Annotated in this window: 15 protein-coding genes; 2 read left to right on the plus strand and 13 right to left on the minus strand. The window is 39.5% G+C overall.

The genetic code is table 11. The features are described 5' to 3' along the window. The first annotated feature begins 2 nt into the window (after window positions 1-2). Together tsaE and ACE1ET_RS06760 are read left to right on the plus strand one after the other, a co-directional pair. Window positions 3-413 carry a tRNA (adenosine(37)-N6)-threonylcarbamoyltransferase complex ATPase subunit type 1 TsaE gene (gene tsaE, locus ACE1ET_RS06755; RefSeq protein ID WP_375727614.1) on the plus strand — a complete coding sequence of 137 codons (411 nt, stop codon included), beginning with the start codon at window positions 3-5 and terminating at the stop codon, window positions 411-413. Between the two features lie 8 nt (window positions 414-421). Then, window positions 422-1672 (plus strand): M23 family metallopeptidase, encoded by a 1251-nt coding sequence (locus tag ACE1ET_RS06760; protein ID WP_375727615.1) that lies wholly within the window; start codon window positions 422-424, stop codon window positions 1670-1672. 75 nt (window positions 1673-1747) lie between these two features. On the opposite strand, the gene ACE1ET_RS06765 is transcribed toward ACE1ET_RS06760, so the two are convergent. From ACE1ET_RS06765 to ACE1ET_RS06825, 13 genes are all read right to left on the minus strand, one after another. Continuing rightward, window positions 1748-3451, minus strand: a complete 1704-nt coding sequence (locus tag ACE1ET_RS06765) for an FAD-dependent oxidoreductase (RefSeq protein ID WP_375727616.1) — start codon at window positions 3449-3451, stop codon at window positions 1748-1750. Window positions 3452-3480: 29 nt separating this feature from the next. After that, window positions 3481-3891, minus strand: coding sequence for an acyl-CoA thioesterase (locus tag ACE1ET_RS06770; protein ID WP_375727617.1), 411 nt, complete (start codon window positions 3889-3891; stop codon window positions 3481-3483). Then, entirely contained in the window at window positions 3888-4676 is a 789-nt protein-coding gene (locus ACE1ET_RS06775) for an Mrp/NBP35 family ATP-binding protein (protein WP_375727618.1), read from the minus strand. The genes ACE1ET_RS06770 and ACE1ET_RS06775 overlap by 4 nt, the downstream gene beginning before the upstream one ends. Beyond that, complete coding sequence (locus ACE1ET_RS06780) at window positions 4669-5055, minus strand: VOC family protein (RefSeq protein WP_375727619.1); 387 nt, start codon at window positions 5053-5055, stop codon at window positions 4669-4671. Before ACE1ET_RS06780 ends, ACE1ET_RS06775 begins: the two co-directional genes overlap by 8 nt. Window positions 5056-5061: 6 nt before the next feature. Next, a complete protein-coding gene (locus tag ACE1ET_RS06785; protein WP_375727620.1) occupies window positions 5062-5943 on the minus strand; it encodes an ATP-binding protein in 882 nt (293 codons plus the stop codon). Beyond that, window positions 5915-6808: a nucleotide-binding protein gene (locus ACE1ET_RS06790; protein WP_375727621.1), complete on the minus strand. Its 894-nt coding sequence runs from the start codon at window positions 6806-6808 to the stop codon at window positions 5915-5917. The genes ACE1ET_RS06785 and ACE1ET_RS06790 overlap by 29 nt, the downstream gene beginning before the upstream one ends. Further along, window positions 6805-7659, minus strand: coding sequence for a damage-control phosphatase ARMT1 family protein (locus tag ACE1ET_RS06795; protein WP_375727622.1), 855 nt, complete (start codon window positions 7657-7659; stop codon window positions 6805-6807). The genes ACE1ET_RS06790 and ACE1ET_RS06795 overlap by 4 nt, the downstream gene beginning before the upstream one ends. Before the next feature lie 12 nt (window positions 7660-7671). Further along, window positions 7672-8007 (minus strand): NifB/NifX family molybdenum-iron cluster-binding protein, encoded by a 336-nt coding sequence (locus ACE1ET_RS06800; RefSeq protein WP_375727623.1) that lies wholly within the window; start codon window positions 8005-8007, stop codon window positions 7672-7674. Window positions 8008-8092: 85 nt separating this feature from the next. Beyond that, window positions 8093-8314, minus strand: coding sequence for a DUF5320 family protein (locus tag ACE1ET_RS06805; RefSeq protein ID WP_375727624.1), 222 nt, complete (start codon window positions 8312-8314; stop codon window positions 8093-8095). Window positions 8315-8316: 2 nt separating this feature from the next. Further along, window positions 8317-8649, minus strand: coding sequence for a NifB/NifX family molybdenum-iron cluster-binding protein (locus ACE1ET_RS06810; RefSeq protein WP_375727625.1), 333 nt, complete (start codon window positions 8647-8649; stop codon window positions 8317-8319). A 197-nt stretch (window positions 8650-8846) separates the two neighbouring features. Beyond that, window positions 8847-10898 (minus strand): hypothetical protein, encoded by a 2052-nt coding sequence (locus ACE1ET_RS06815; protein ID WP_375727626.1) that lies wholly within the window; start codon window positions 10896-10898, stop codon window positions 8847-8849. Window positions 10899-11095: 197 nt separating this feature from the next. Beyond that, the gene (locus tag ACE1ET_RS06820) at window positions 11096-15130 is read right to left on the minus strand and encodes a hybrid sensor histidine kinase/response regulator transcription factor (RefSeq protein ID WP_375727627.1); all 4035 of its coding nucleotides are present in this window, start codon (window positions 15128-15130) and stop codon (window positions 11096-11098) included. Between the two features lie 171 nt (window positions 15131-15301). Then, complete coding sequence (locus ACE1ET_RS06825) at window positions 15302-16132, minus strand: hypothetical protein (protein WP_375727628.1); 831 nt, start codon at window positions 16130-16132, stop codon at window positions 15302-15304. Window positions 16133-16134 lie beyond the last annotated feature (2 nt).

Here is a 16134-nt window from a genome sequence, read left to right on the forward strand (position 1 = left end):
TTATGGAGCTGAAAATTGATTCCCTAAAAGATATTGACCGTGTTGCCGGAGAATTTGTAAACTCTATCGGTAGCAACCATGTTCTGGCATTTTATGGTAAAATGGGTGCCGGGAAAACAACTTTTATAAAAGCGCTTTGCAGGCAGCTGCATGTTGTGGATCAGGTAAACAGTCCAACGTTTGCCATTGTAAATGATTATGAAACAGATAACGGTTCCCATATCTTCCATTTTGATTTTTATCGCATTAAAAACCTTGAGGAAGCTTATGACTTTGGGTACGAAGATTATTTTTACAGTGGAAACCTTTGCTTTATAGAATGGCCGGAACTGGTGGAACCTATTTTACCTGAAAATACACTTGCAGTAACTGTACAGGTCAACGAAGACGGATCACGGAGCGTAATTTTTTGAACTGAATTATGAAACAATACATCCTAATACTTTTTACTTTTTTTCTTCTTTTTTCATGTAAAAACACGAATAAACAAGCTGAATCTTCGGATGTGGTTCCTGAAGACACGATTCCGGTTGTGATCAACCGTGAATACGGTCTGCCTGTAGATTCTTTTATTGTGACCCATAATCGTGTTAAACGCAATCAGTTTCTGAGTAATATCCTCAGTGGCTATGGTGTAAGCTATCAAACCATTGATAAACTGGCCCGCAGTTACCGCGACGTGTTTGATGTTAGGAAAATTAAGGTCGGAAATAGATATACAGTATTTCAAACGCTTGACTCAGTTCCGCAGATTGCCTATTTCGTATATGAAAAGACTGAATCAGATTATGTGGTTTACGATTTCAGGGATGGGGTTCAGATTTATACCGGACAAAAACCGATAATTACAGAACGAAAAACAGCTACCGGAGTAGTAAATACATCCCTTTGGAATACGATGGTGGATAACGGTTATAATCCAATGCTGGCAGTGGAACTTTCGGATATCTATGCCTGGACCATAGATTTCTTTGGCATCGAAAAAGGGGACAAGTTTCGGGTGATATATGACGAGGATTATGTGGATTCCACCTCGCTCGGGATATCGAAGATCATTGCAGCAGAATTTGTAAACCGTGGAGATCATTTCTTAGCTATTCCATTTGAACAGGATAGCACAGTCAGTTTTTATGATGAAGATGGAAACAGTCTGAGGAAAGCCTTTTTAAAAGCACCGCTTAAATATTTTTCACGTATTAGTTCAGGATACTCGTTACGGCGCTGGCATCCGGTTCTAAAATATTACCGTGCACACCAGGGCATAGATTATGCAGCTCCAACAGGAACACCGGTTCTTACCATTGGTGACGGAACTATTACTAAACGTGGATACCAGAAAAACGGTGGCGGCAATTACCTTTATGTAAAACATAATTCGGTATACACAACCGTATATATGCACCTAAAAAAGTTTGCCAACGGGATGTATGTAGGTACACGTGTCAAACAGGGTCAGGTAATTGGTTATGTTGGAATGACCGGACTGGCCAGTGGACCTCACCTCGATTTTCGTGTGATTAAAAACGGGAAACTGATGAATCCGCTGAAAGTAAAAGCACCACCAGTAAAACCCATTCTGGAAGCCAATAAAGATAGTTTTGAGGTAGTCAGGAAACAAACCATTGATATGCTGAATGAACTAAAATGGGATAAACCTGAGAAAGAAGAATAAAAATTAACGCCTGGTTAATTAAAAAAGCCACCTGGATTGAGACAGATGGCTTTTTAGGTAGGAGAGATAGAACAACTATTTTTCTTTGCTGTAGGGCCAGGCCATAATTCCGCCCTCCAGTACCTTCACGTTTTTATAACCATGAGCCTTTAAAAGAACGGCAGCCTCATAGCCACGCAAAGAAATTTTGCAATAGGTTATGATTTCTGTGCTTTTATCTTCAGGAATTTCATTCAGTCTTTTTCTTAACATTCCGATAGGTATCAACGTTTCACCGATTCCAAGACGGGTTTGCTCATATTCGTCAGCACCACGGGCATCCAGAATAAAAAGCTTATCTTCCCTATCTAGTTTTTCTTTCAATTCCATAGCAGATATTCCCACAAAGATCCCTTCCATTTTATTTGTTAAAAGATGCGCTGTTGCAATGCTGTGATCTATAGCCAATGAGAACGGAGGGGCATAAGGGAAATCAGCATTTGTCATATCATAAACAGACAGATTACCCTTTATGGCTGTTGCCCATATGGCAAGTTGTTTACTCACATCGCCAGGACCTACACATTGAGCTCCAAGTACTTTCCCTGTTTTCTTTTCTGCAACAAGCTTAGTTACTAAAAGCTTCCCATCCATAAAACCGGGCTTATCGGGACTTGCATTAATTACCTTCACATAATCAATACCAGCTTCTTTAGCTTTTGTTTCCGACAGGCCTGTAATCCCAATACCATAATCGAATAACTTACATACACCTGTCTGAATAGTACCCGGAAACTTCTTTGTATTTCCGCATATCACATTTTCGCCAACCACTCTTCCTTCAAGGTTTGCAAGGTCACCGTAAGGTGCCAGAACTTTTTTACCGGTAATAATATTTGTTATCTCGCAACAGTCACCTGCTGCATAAATATCCGGATCTGAGGTCTGCATATATTCATTCACAGATATGCCACCCAGTGAACCGATTTCCAAACCAGCTTCTTTAGCCAGTTTTACGTTGGGTCTGACCCCAATAGCTACAACAGCCAGTTCACAGGGAATTTCTGTTCCGTTCTGCAGTTTTACCCCGGTAAGCTTCCCGCTTTCACCAATAAATTCAGCCACCCCGTTTTTGGTGATCACATTGGCTTTTGTTTTCAGATAGTTTTCCACCAGCTTGGCCATTTTCCAATCCAAAAAAGTCAGCAACTGTGGTAACAGCTCAACCATCGTAAGCTCTATTCCTGCAAGGTTCAGTGCTTCCAGTGTTTCTATACCTATAAGGCCGCCTCCTATGACCACAGCCTTTTTCACCTTTCCTTCATCACGGATCTTTCTCAGATAATCGGCATCCATCATGGACTGCAATGTGGTAATCCCTTCGAGATCAGTACCCTTAACCGGCGGCATATTGGCAGTTGCACCGGTAGTTATCACCAGCTTATCATACTGCTGACAATCCTTTTCACCAGTCATCAAATCTGTGTATTCCACACATTTCCTGTTTCTGTCGATGCCGGTTACTTCGGTATTTACTTTTGCCACAATACCCTTGGCATTCCAGTAAAATTTCGGATCACGAACCACGCCGGTTGGTGTGCATAAAAGTTTGTTTCTGTCGTCGAAAAAGCCCCCAACATAATACGGGAAGCCACAAGAGGCCATGGACAAATCAGGTGCCTTTTGGATCATGGTAATTTCTGCAAACTCATCCATTCTGCGGGCTTTTGCAGCTGCTTTAGGACCCGCTGCCGAACCTCCAATTACAATAATTTTTTTACTCATTTTCTTTTTGGTCATTAATGGTTAGTTTTATATCATGCGTTGTTTTAACCTATAAAAGCAGGCTTTAGTGCGTCTTTAACAAAATGCGGCAAACGAACCGGCTGGCGGTTGGCTTTATTTACAAAGACCACACTGGAAACAGCAGTACACACCAGTTCGTTTTTACTATTTTGGATCTCAAATTCAAAGTGCAACTTTACCTCAGGAAAGTTCCTGACTGTAGTGGTTATGGTCAGAACCTCATCATACCGGGCAGGTTTTTTATACGTTATTTGAAAGTTGATCACTGGGATCATCACATTATTCTCTTCCAACACACTGTCGTTAATGCCATACTGCCTCAACAATTCAGTCCTCGCTTCGTGGCAAAAGCTTACATAATTGGCATGATACACATATCCCATTTGATCTACTTCTCCGTAACGCGGTCTGAGTTGAATCTTTCCGGTTATCATAATATAATATTTTCCTTTTTTATAATATTACTTACAAGCTCGCTATAAGCTTCATAAATGCAATGATCTGAAGAAAGGAAGATGGTTTTCCCTTTATCCGTTAAGTCACATACATCGCCGACCAACGGTATTTTCGCTAACATTGGCACCTGTAATTCATTTGCCAGCTTCTCTCCTCCACCCTTACCGAACAAATAATATTTTTCATCCGGATGTTTCTTCGGTGTAAACCACGACATATTTTCAATGATTCCGTCAATACAAATATCGATGCCATTGGCTTTAAACATATTTGCTGCCTTTCTTCCATCGGAAACAGCCAACTGCTGTGGAGTTATCACAATAATTGCTTTTGAATCGGGTAGTTTCTGAGCCATCGTAATAGAAATATCACCTGTTCCGGGCGGCATATCCACAACTAAAAAATCCAGTTCTCCCCAATTCGTTTCTGTAATAAGCTGGGTTAAAACCTTAGATGCCATTGGGCCTCTCCATATCACAGCCCTCTCTTTATCCACAATAAAGCCCAAAGACATTACTTTTACCCCATATTTTTCAAAAGGTTCTACCTTTCCGGGAGACCCTGAATTTACTACTTTTGTGCCTTCCATATTGAAGATGAGCGGAACTGACGGTCCATACAAATCTGCATCCAGCAAACCCACTTTATAACCTTCTCTTGCCATTGCAACAGATAAATTTGTTGCAACAGTTGATTTACCTACCCCTCCTTTCCCGGAAGCAACTAATAATACATTTTTAATTCCCGGCAATATCTCATTCATTCCTGTAAACTTTTATTTCAAACATATTTCCATTTGCATCTTTTATAAAATATGCTTCGCCCTGACCCGAAGTCCTCAGATGACACCAGTAACTTTGTTGAAGTGCCGATTTATATACGTGTTCTGCATCTCCCATCTCAAGGCAAATATGCTGTATCCCGTTACATTCCTTCTTCTCATTTACAAAGAGCTCGAATTCAATTTCGTAAAGTGATACATAACAAACTTTTACCTTTCTTTTAATGTTAAAAACGATGTCTGCATCAACTTCCTTCATTACAAACCCACTCAATATCTTTCCCCCAAGAATCTCTACATAAAAAGCATTTATATCAGATTCCCTTACTTCCAGTGCTATATGTTTAAGTTTTACCTCCATTAGTCACTACATCTCAATCAAATCACCCGATACCCTTTCCCATATTTTTTTTATTATTGTCGATATTTCCGATTTCGGATCATATTCCACAATGGTTTTCTCATTGATCATGGCCTTCACTACATCCTGATTAAATGGGACCTCGGCAATTAATTCAATACCTGTTTTACTAAGATCATTCCTGATTATCATAGTCATTTCAGGGTTAACGTCGCATTTATTAATGATGGCATAAGCCTTAATCCCAAATGATCTAATCAAACCCATTAAGCGCAGGGCATCGTGATAACCGGATTTTGTGGGTTCAATCACGATGAGGGCCAAATCCGCACCTGTAAGAGAAGAAATAGTCGAACATCCTATTCCCGGAGGCCCGTCATTCAGAATAAAATCTGCACGGATCTCAACGGCCTTCTCTTTTGCCACTTTTCGTACCTGGGTAACCAACTTACCCGAATTTTCTTCGCCCGGAGATAATTTTGCATGAACCATGGTCCCAAAACGGGTGTCTGAGATATACCAGTTATTATTGGTGTTCAACGTGGAAGAGATTGCAGATTCAGTACAGACTTTCTCGCATAACCGGCACCCTTCGCACTGCAACTGATTTATAAAATAATTTTGTTCTCTGTCGGTATGAATGGCATCAAACCGACATTGGTCTACGCACAAACCACACGCTGTACATTTATCCACATCTATTTTCAGGTTCCAGCCATGCAAAAACAAATGCTTTTCTTTTATCTCAGGTTTCAGCAGTAAGTGCAAGTCAGCAGCATCCACATCATTATCGCAAAAAACAGCACCTTTGGCAACCGAAGCCAGTGCCGCAGTGATGGTTGTTTTTCCGGTTCCTCCCTTACCGCTTAAAACTGTAATCTCTCTCATGAACCAATACCTTTTGTTTTAGGTTATGTACGATTGTACTGTAGCCGGATTCTATTTCACATGGAACATCTTCAAACAAATTACCGTCCGCATATTGTGCAGCATACGAACTACTGAACGGAATCTCTCCCATCAGCTCAATCGCATTCGCCGACAAATATTCTTTCACTGAATTATTTCCCAAACCGGCTTTATTAATCACAACCCCAAATGGCTTATCCAGCTCGTTTATCAGCTCAATAATAAGTTGCATATCGTGCAGACCAAAAGGTGTTGGTTCCGTTACCAGTACAATGAAATTCGCATCCGATAATGTTTCAACTACCTGACAACTGGTTCCGGGAGGGGCATCGTACAATATCACTTCAGACGCAGTACTGATACTTTTTTTAAGCTTTTTAATAAGCATGGTTTGCATGGATGACCCAACCTTTAAAACACCTTCGGTCAGTACCTGATTATCCAGTACATTGTAAGATGTGATCGAACCGATGGGTTCCGGTTTCTCAGTAAGTGCATCAAATGAACACGCCAACAAACATGCACCGCAAGAATGACATAAGCCCGCATCAATAGTAGCATATTTTACCCTGGGAATTACAGATACAGCACCAAATTCGCAATAGTCCACACACTTTTTGCATAACGTACATTTAACCATATCAATTTCAGGTATTAACTGTGTAACTATTGTGCTTTCCTGCTTCATGGAACCGGGGAAGAAGATCAGATCGTTCGGTTCCTCCACATCACAATCAACAAGGTGTACATCAAATCCTTCCATATTATTCAAATACCGGAATAAATTAACGGACACTGTTGTTTTTCCGGTTCCTCCTTTTCCGCTTGCTACTGCTATTTTCATACTAAAGCCGGGGTAAGTGTTGTAATGACCATATCGTTTTTCTTCACTTTCAGAAGCCGGGCTACCGGATCACATTTTGCGATCAGCATGAAATATATATTGGGATTATTACTGTCCATTAATCCTTCAAAGTTTCCCTGACCTTTGGATATTATTAAGTCCGCAGAATTAAATATTTCCAAAAATTCGGTAGAACAATACTGCACCAATGTTGAAGGCGCGTCGTATCCGTTTGTTATGACCCGGCACACATCCTGCATCCTAACCTGAAAAGCATCCTCTGTTGTTACGTCGTTTAACACCGGTTCACCTCTGACCACATACGTTACGTTGGGATGATAAAATGTTTCAATAAACAACTTATCAAAAACAATTTCACCACAATTGTCGCCAAGAAAAACGACAGACTGCACATGCCTGATATGTTCTTTCAGTTGCCGAACCTTATTTACCACCAGATCTTTTGTTAATAGTGTATGAACCTGTGCCCTGATATCCGCTTTCACAGTATGTGCGCCAAAATCAATAATGTTTCCGACTACCGATAACCGGGCAGCAGTTAAAAACGGATCATCGCTGTTTTCTACTATCGACTTCCAGTATTTGTAATCCCGCAACAGTTCTTCATTGATCCTGAACTTTTCATGGGCATACAAATCATTGATTTTAAAATGTTCTTTTGCAGCTCTTTGTATTCTGGTTGCCAAACACGGATTATCGGGTAAATCATTCGCTTTAAGTATGCTGTGCACCCTGGCTGTAAATATTCTGGCATCGTCATCTTCCGGCTTAAATTTGTCAAGAAGATGATGGACCGTTTTCATATGGCAGCTATAACATTCTTGCCTCATTCATGCTTCCTTCTAATGATTACACAAATTGCCCTTTGTAAGAATTGTCCCCTTTACATATGCTTCCGCTAGCATCCGTGCCGGTTCAAATGATGCACCTGTACACACATTCACACCATTGTTTTCCAGAATCTCACGGGCTTTGTGTCCAAGTCCGCCTGCAATGACATCTGTAACCTCCTGCTCAACAAGCCAGATCGGCAATACTCCGGGTTCATGTTTCGGGGGCTGAATTATTTGCTCCGAAACTATTTTCATATCTGTGACTTTTAGCAGTGTAAAATATCTGCAGTGTCCAAAATGTGTATCCAACATTCCTTTGTTATCAACCGGTATTGCTATTTTCATTACTATCCTCTATTATTTTAATAATTTGTTCTAAAATAACCGCATGCATTACACATGCGATTATTCAAGATCTAACCAAACATTGTTAAGAACCACTTCTTCCGTGTCTTCTACCCATTCCCATTTCAGACTCATTTCCGGATCGGGCCCGCCCTTCACCTCGGGCAAATCTCCGCCCTCTTCCTTTTGCATAATTTTCAGTCTCAGAACCATTCTCTGATACCTGTTTACGGGAATTACATCTGCCTTGTCCCCGTCCTGTGCCTGAACCTTTTCCTTCAGGTCCTGTTCCATTGAATCCTGGCATAATTACCTCCTGTTATTTTTATTATTTAACCGATTAATAATATCACCAATGGTCAAGTTATCTTCGCTTAGCATAACCATTTGAATATTAAACGTATTCAGCAAATCCCTGGCTTTTGGCCCGAAATCGCCCGATATTACTTTCTGAACATTAAGTTCAACCATTTTTTCAGCAGCTTTTATACCTGCTCCATTAGATACATCTTTCAGGTTATTGAAATAAAAGTTTACATCCTCCGTTCCTTCTTCGATTAAACAAAACCACCCGGTTCTTCCAAAACGTTTGTCAAATTGTGCTGTGACTTCATCTCCTGATGATGTGATTACTGTTTTCATTTTACGAATTCTTATTATGAGAATATTCTCACTACAAATATATTGAGAATATTCTCATAAATAAAATTTTTAACACGCATTTTTGTCAAATTGTTATTACGCTGTTTTTAGGGCTGCAAGACAGGTAAAAAAAACCGCCCGTTTTTAAAACGGACGGTTCAAGAAGTAAGAAGATTCTTACTTCAAATTTTAATGACTTATTCTTCAAATAAATTCCCTTCGGCATTATTGGCATAGGTATTCCCGCTATGAGTTAACTGAGCACCGCCTTTTACATATAAGCCGTATCCTCCACTATTATCAATCATGGAGTTTGTAACTTCCAGTTTCCCTGATTTTACAAGCACTGCCGTTGGCTGGTTGCAACAATACACGTAATTTCCTCCCGCATTACTAATAGTTGCATAATTTATTATATTATTCAGACTATTAGTCTCAGTATGAATTCCTCGCCAGTATCCCTGTACATCCTGAATACCATACAAACTCACGTTCTCACCTTCTGAACCTATTATTGAAAGAATGCCATCATCGTAAACGCCCAGACCACCATCTTCTTTAAAGACCATTTGTACTCCTGCCTGAATTTCAAGTTGTGCGGTTATATCCACCACATAATCTACAAGGTATGGTATGGATTGATCAGGATTTGTAATAACCACAGGATCTTTGACATCAGTATTGGAAATAAAAGTGATATAATCCTTTGTGGCTGTCGTACTGCTGTATTTTGAATTTGTATCCAACTCATTTGCCCGCTCTATAGCTATTAACAAAGGCTCATCTTTTGCCTCCACATTTACGTTGCTGTACTCTGTAAAGGTAAATGCATCTGCCGCATAAATACCCACTGAACCACTTGAAACATTTAAATGATCCACCCAACATTTTCCGTCTTTAAAATAGATCGCTGCAGGATCCACACAACAGTATACATAGTTAGAGCCTGCATCGTAGACGTTCAAATAACTCAGATGGTTATTCAGACTGTTGGTTTCCATATGTATGCCTCTCCAGTAAGCAGGAATGCCTTCTTTTCCTTCTATTGTAACAGGGGTATCACTTGTACCGGTAACTTTCAGAGCCCCGTTGTCATATACTCCAATACCTCCATTTTCTTCCACCCTAATCTCTGTGCCGGCTTCAATTGTCAATAAATCAGTAACATCCAATACACTACCTTCCAGTAAATAGGGTACATTAGCAGCTTGCCAGACGACTTCTGAAGTTATTTTGTCAGCATAAACGAAAATATAGTCTGTTAAATTACCTGAATAATCAGATCCTAACCCATCGATATCTGATAATACATCAGGAGAAAATACGGCAGGATAGCCATCATGAGAGGTAATGGTTACATCAGAATACTCTGAAAAAACAGAACCTTTGCTTGCTTCTAATCCTGTTTCCGCACCATTGGTTATCGTAACATGATTTAACGCAATTTTACCGCCCTTAATAAAGAGGGAGGCCGGATTGTTACAACAATATACATAGTTACTGCCGGCATCCGAAATCATTACATTTTCAAGTTTATTGTTCACAGATGATGTTTCCAGATGTATGCCTCTCCAGTAGCCTTTACCTGGATTATAACCCATAAAAACAATAGGTTTATCGGCATATCCAACTGCATTCAGTGTTCCACCATCGTAAACACCCAGACCGGAATTTTCGGTAAAAGCAATCACCACTCCGGGTTCTATGGTTAATGCTGCTGTTACATCAGCCACACAATCAATGAGATAATCAATCTCTGCAGGTCCGTTTTTCAGGGTATAATCAGACTTAAAAGCATTACAATCCAGAATCACCGTTTCGGTAGGTCCAATTGATGACCCGGTTCCTTCCCGTACCCATTTTTGTTCATTTCCGGCACCTGTTGATCCTACAGAGATCATTATAGTACTGTCATTTTCCAGTAAGATTTCTGCAGGGTAGTAATTGTCATCACTACCCAATTCTTCGTAGGAATACATGTTGTCTCCTTCAGGAACAATATCCTTCCATTTAATATCTCCGGCATTGAATGATAATGCTGCATTGGCACTTAACAGGATACCCTGATCATTCACTACTTTTATAATCATACCATCGTTTGCAACATTGTTGCTTTCCACACGAACCCATTTACCTTGTAAAGCTTCAGGAACCTCACTGCTACTATTGTCACAATCGCAGGTTTTCTCCTCACAGCTACTCAGAAACAAAAGGGTTAAAACAAATGTAAATAGGAAATACTTCTTCATACTATATAATTTTTAGTTGATACGCAACATCTCATGCATCTACCCAAAGGTGATGTGCCTGAAAAATTAATAAGATTGAATACTTAAATAGTGAGTACAGGGTCTTCCAAAAATGTGACAGAAGCCACTCTATTTAGGTTAACGTAGAATGCTTAACATTGTTTAAATAAAATATATACGACTTCCCCTTTGCTATATCAATTATTCATTTCAAAATATTCCCTTGGCGGCTTCCCATAAAATTCTTTAAAACGCCGTGTAAAATAGGTTGGACTTGAAAATCCTGTTTCATAGGCAGCTTCTGAAATATTGCACTTACCACTGGCAATCAGTTTAACCGCTTCTTTCAGACGTACTGCCCTGATATATTCGGTAGTTGAACAATTAATGAGACCTTTCAGCTTCATGTGCAGAAGAGATCGGCTCAGGCCCATTTCTTTAACCAGATAACTGACATCCATAGTAGAATCGCTGATATTCTTTCTGATAATATTCGTCAGTTTCTCCATAAAACTCTTATCCGATTCAGAAATATCCATATCACTGATCTGTACATACGCATCATTTTTAAACCGCTCAATCAGCTTTTTCCGTGTGGAGATTATATTCTCAATATTCTTTTCAAGAATTTCAGGATAAAAAGGTTTTTCAATGTAGTAATCAGCCCCTGTCGACATCCCTTTAATCCGGTCCTCAACTCCACTCTTTGCTGTAAGCAGAATAACCGGAATATGGGATGTATTCAGATTTGTTTTGATTTTTTCAGTAAGATCAAAACCATTCATTTCCGGCATCATTACATCACTTACAATAAGATCAGGAATAATTTTTTCCATCTTTTTGAGTGCTTCAATTCCATTAAGTGCTGTAACAACCTGATAGTTTGGCTCCAGAACCTCTTTCATAAAATCAAGCATTTCTCTGTTATCTTCCACCACCATTATCAATGGTAATGAGGAAAGTCCATCTGAATCGATCCGTTTCTTTTCCTCCTTTATGTCGAAAAGTGCATCGCTATTCTCCGTAGCATGTTCATACTGTAAAATGTGATCAAGTATTTCTGTTTTGTCGTATGCTATTCTTGATGCAGGCAGACTTACGGTAAATGACGTTCCTTTTCCAACTTCACTGTCCACCTTTATTTCACCTTTATGCAAAATCACAAGGCTTTTCACATAGGCTAAACCAATGCCTGAACCTTTACTCAGATTTTCCTCAATCTGGAAAAACCGGTCAAAAACACGATCCAGCATTTCTGGTTTTATCCCTCTTCCGGAATCCGAAATTTTTATGATCAGTACATTATTTTCGTAGCGTGATCGTGATTTTGAACTTACAATGCTGGCAGAAAATTCAACGCGTCCACCTGCTTCAGTGAACTTAAAAGCATTTGACAGGAGGTTAAATACAATTTTATCCAGCTTACCGGGATCAACCCAAACCATGGAATTTTTTACCGGCAGACTTGTAACAAACTCTATATCCTTCGACTCTGCGATGTTGTTAAATGAATCCGAAATTTCATCCACAACAGACCTGATATCGGTTTCAATAATCTGTAATTTTTCCTTACCGTTTTCTATTTTTCTGAACTCCAGTAACTGGTTGATGAGCTGAAATAGACGTTTCGCATTCTTCTCAACGCCCAACAGTTTTCTCCTTGAATTAGGACTTAGCCTGTCCTCATCAATAATATACCGAATTGGTCCCAGAATAAGCGTAAGTGGGGTTCTGAGTTCATGGGAAATATTCGTGAAAAACTCCAGTTTTACTTTATGGATTTCATCGGCATGTTCCTTTTCCCTTCGTTCCATTTCAATCATAACCTTTGACTGTGCCAGATTCTTACCAACTTTATAAATGATATAAGAAAATATCAGTGCAAGTAAGAAATAAATCATGAAAGCCCATTTTGTGAGCCAGTATGGCGGCAAGACTTCGATGATCAGGCTGGTATCATTTGAAACTTCCTGCACATTATAACCCGAGCCCTTGACATGAAACGTATAAGTTCCCGGACTAAGGCTGGTATACGTCGCAAAGTCCCGGTTCCCAACATAATTCCAGTTAGTCTCAAATCCTTCCAGATAATAGGCATACTGACTTCTACCGCTAAGTGAATAATTTAAGGCGGAATACTCTATGGTAAAAACATTCTGATCATAGCGTAGAACTATTTTATCCGTCTCATTAATCGACTTTTTCAGCGGTGACTTCTGGCCTGGTCTTACAGGTGCATTGAATAATTGAAAACCAGTCAGTACAACACCGTTATCCTTCGCCATCTGTGGATTTTTCTTTTCATTAAACGAAACCATCCCACTATTGCCACCAAAATAAATGTTGCCGTTACTATCTGTAAATGATGCCCTGTAATTAAACTGGTTAAAAGGCACACCTGAATTGCTGTCATATAATATACTTATACCACTCTCAGGATTAAACTTTACAAGACCTTTATCACTGCTTGCCCAAAACCAGCCGCCATTCCCCTCTTCAAGACTGAACATCCATGAGACCGGAAACCCTGTTTCAGTATTAAACTTCGTTATTCTGTTTGATTTAAGATCATAACAGGCCAGCCCCTGATAGGAATCGCCAATCCAGATGCGACCTTTGGAATCTGCCTTTACAAAATTAATGTTCTTCATCTCAGGAATTTCATCGAACAGCTGAATTGACTTTGTTTCCAGGTTGTACCTGTAAATAGCCTCCACCGAAGAGAGCCATATGGTACTACCCGTCCGGGTCATACTTTCAATCTGAATGTTCCGTAAAACATCATCCCTAAGCCTGAAAAACCTTTTATTATTAGTATCATAAAGTGTTACACCATAAGTTGAGCCTATCAGTACTGTATCACCGACCTTCAGAAATGCATAAATATTATCAGAAAGAATCTGCGGAATATTGTTTTTATTCAGATGGGAAATTTTTCCCGATTCCGTATCCAATATATTTATTCCTCCTGTATAGGTAGCAATCCAGAGTTTTGTGTCACCCACAAAAAGAATATCGTGCAAATTATTATAAGACAGCCCGTCTTTCATGGTATAGTGCCTTACCGCACCCGTATGTAAATCAATTCGGTTAAGTCCCATATCTTCCAGTCCAACCCAAAGGTTGCCTTTATCATCCTCTGTGAGGCAACTTACCACATTTCCTCCTAGGTGCCAGTCACCCAGACCGGAATTCCATGTCCTGAAAAATTTATCTTTAGCACTCCAAAAATTAACGCCTCCAAAATATGTTCCCAACCACAAATTTCCATCCTTATCACAGAATGCATCATAAATAGGATTTGTATTCAGGCCCTGGGGATTTGCAGGATCATAACTGCATATGATGTTCTTTTCATGTAAATCATCATAAATGCTTATCCCGGCCTCTGTACCTATCCAAATTCTATTCTGATGATCCTCTTCCAGACAATGTACCAGATTATGTGGAATTGTATAAGGTTCCGGTTGATCCTTTGAAAACCGCTGATAGCTGTTCTTTTCAGGATCATACCTGAAAACACCATTTGTTTCCTCTCCAAACCATATCCGGTGAGCTTTATCAAGATAATACAATTGTAATGGAGATGAAGTATTTAACTGTGGAAGCGGACATATTTTGAATACCGAAGAACTAAAACTAAACCAAATCAATTCATTTGAATTGGTCAGTACGACCAAATGATCCTCGTCAGCAAGGGATGATAAATATGTGTAACCACCGACTGTTTTAAACTGGGGGATTATTTCATTTATATTCCTTTTTTCTCCAGTGACAGGATTCAGGTGAAATATTTCTTTTGTTGTGCTGATCCAAAATCCTTCCCGGGTAACATTAAACGACTGTATGTCCGGAATATTATTGAGCAAAGCATATGCTTTAAATACTTCCAGATTATTATCGAAAACAAAAAAGTTACCCTGATTTGTCCTGGCTATGAGTAAGGAATCCTTATAATAAAAAAGCTTATTGCAAAAGATTTTAACTTCTCTGCCATCTTCACCATAAGCTGGAAAATCCTGAAACTGTTTACCGTCAAAACGGGAGACTGAAATACGTGTTGCCAACCAGATAAAGCCATATTTGTCCTGAGTAATGCTTTTTACATAAGACGATGGCAGTCCCATCTCATTCGTAAAATGATAAAATTGAACCGATTGATCTTTACCATATATCTGATGGTTCAGATTTAAAAGGAATATAAAAGCTATGACCCAACTGAATATTTTCATTTTGGACTGGCATATTTAAACATCTTAACTCTGGTCACATAATACCTTAGCGATACCACAACAGCAAAATACAAAATTATCTGTGCAGTAAAGCTGTAAATTTAAATGTTTCTGTCAATTTTCAATAACTATCTGAAGAATTTTATCCGGCTCTCAATCCATTTAACCAGATTAAAATGTATACAGATTTTGTCCTCCGTGGCACGATGGAGAACCTTCAAATTCCGAGAAATACTTGTGTATGAGATTATATAATTTCGGATCGTACCGCTTTAATTCTTCCCGTGTATTCACCTGGTTATGCTTTCCGTCAGTTTTTGGTACTTCAGCATTCACGTTAAACCAATCCTGAATTCCTTCAGCCCAGTATTCATAGATATTGGTTTTGGCGTATGTATTGGCATACAATCCATTTGCAACAGCTTCATCAAGATATTGCTGCAAGGTATTGTTGAAGGTGGAATCTATTGGTGCGATACCTATCAGATGAATAGCATGCGCAAACTCATGGATCAGGATATCTTCTGCATGATACTTATCGATCTGATAACACAACAGGTTTTCCTCTGCACATGTTGTTAGGGGCAAATTCATATCGCCGCCGAGACCTCTGGCCCGGAGATCCCAGTTTAAGGTAGTATCATTGGCCAGATCAGCATGTTCAGGAATATCTGTTGTTCCTTCATAACGAGCCATTACACCAACTCTTGCCCCTGCATGCTGCATTTGGGTCAACACTTCTTCAGGCAGATCATTGGTCATGAACATTACAATCTTCCACGCCTGTACCAGGGCCGAATCGGGTACCCTCCACGATGAAATGACAGGAATACCATTGGCGCCCATGTATTTTTTATAAAACGGATCCAGCTTTAAAACCAGTGGTGGTTTTGTTATTTCCGGCGGAATATTTTTATCCCCGACAATACACTGGCCATAAGAACCTAAAGGTAACAGTACGATACACAACAATGCGACTAAATATATTGAGCGTTTCATCATTT

It is taken from the genome of Quyinboa mangrovi (assembly GCF_042219825.1).
GTDB lineage: Bacteria > Bacteroidota > Bacteroidia > Bacteroidales > UBA5342 > JBHJHP01.

Coding starts and splice junctions, on each gene's coding strand:
- tsaE (WP_375727614.1), top strand. CDS start 3: ATGGAGCTGAAAATTGATTCCCTAAAAGATATTGACCGTGTTGCCGGA.
- ACE1ET_RS06760 (WP_375727615.1), top strand. CDS start 422: ATGAAACAATACATCCTAATACTTTTTACTTTTTTTCTTCTTTTTTCA.
- ACE1ET_RS06765 (WP_375727616.1), bottom strand. CDS start 3,451: ATGACCAAAAAGAAAATGAGTAAAAAAATTATTGTAATTGGAGGTTCG.
- ACE1ET_RS06770 (WP_375727617.1), bottom strand. CDS start 3,891: ATGATAACCGGAAAGATTCAACTCAGACCGCGTTACGGAGAAGTAGAT.
- ACE1ET_RS06775 (WP_375727618.1), bottom strand. CDS start 4,676: ATGAATGAGATATTGCCGGGAATTAAAAATGTATTATTAGTTGCTTCC.
- ACE1ET_RS06780 (WP_375727619.1), bottom strand. CDS start 5,055: ATGGAGGTAAAACTTAAACATATAGCACTGGAAGTAAGGGAATCTGAT.
- ACE1ET_RS06785 (WP_375727620.1), bottom strand. CDS start 5,943: ATGAGAGAGATTACAGTTTTAAGCGGTAAGGGAGGAACCGGAAAAACA.
- ACE1ET_RS06790 (WP_375727621.1), bottom strand. CDS start 6,808: ATGAAAATAGCAGTAGCAAGCGGAAAAGGAGGAACCGGAAAAACAACA.
- ACE1ET_RS06795 (WP_375727622.1), bottom strand. CDS start 7,659: ATGAGGCAAGAATGTTATAGCTGCCATATGAAAACGGTCCATCATCTT.
- ACE1ET_RS06800 (WP_375727623.1), bottom strand. CDS start 8,007: ATGAAAATAGCAATACCGGTTGATAACAAAGGAATGTTGGATACACAT.
- ACE1ET_RS06805 (WP_375727624.1), bottom strand. CDS start 8,314: ATGCCAGGATTCAATGGAACAGGACCTGAAGGAAAAGGTTCAGGCACA.
- ACE1ET_RS06810 (WP_375727625.1), bottom strand. CDS start 8,649: ATGAAAACAGTAATCACATCATCAGGAGATGAAGTCACAGCACAATTT.
- ACE1ET_RS06815 (WP_375727626.1), bottom strand. CDS start 10,898: ATGAAGAAGTATTTCCTATTTACATTTGTTTTAACCCTTTTGTTTCTG.
- ACE1ET_RS06820 (WP_375727627.1), bottom strand. CDS start 15,130: ATGAAAATATTCAGTTGGGTCATAGCTTTTATATTCCTTTTAAATCTG.
- ACE1ET_RS06825 (WP_375727628.1), bottom strand. CDS start 16,132: ATGATGAAACGCTCAATATATTTAGTCGCATTGTTGTGTATCGTACTG.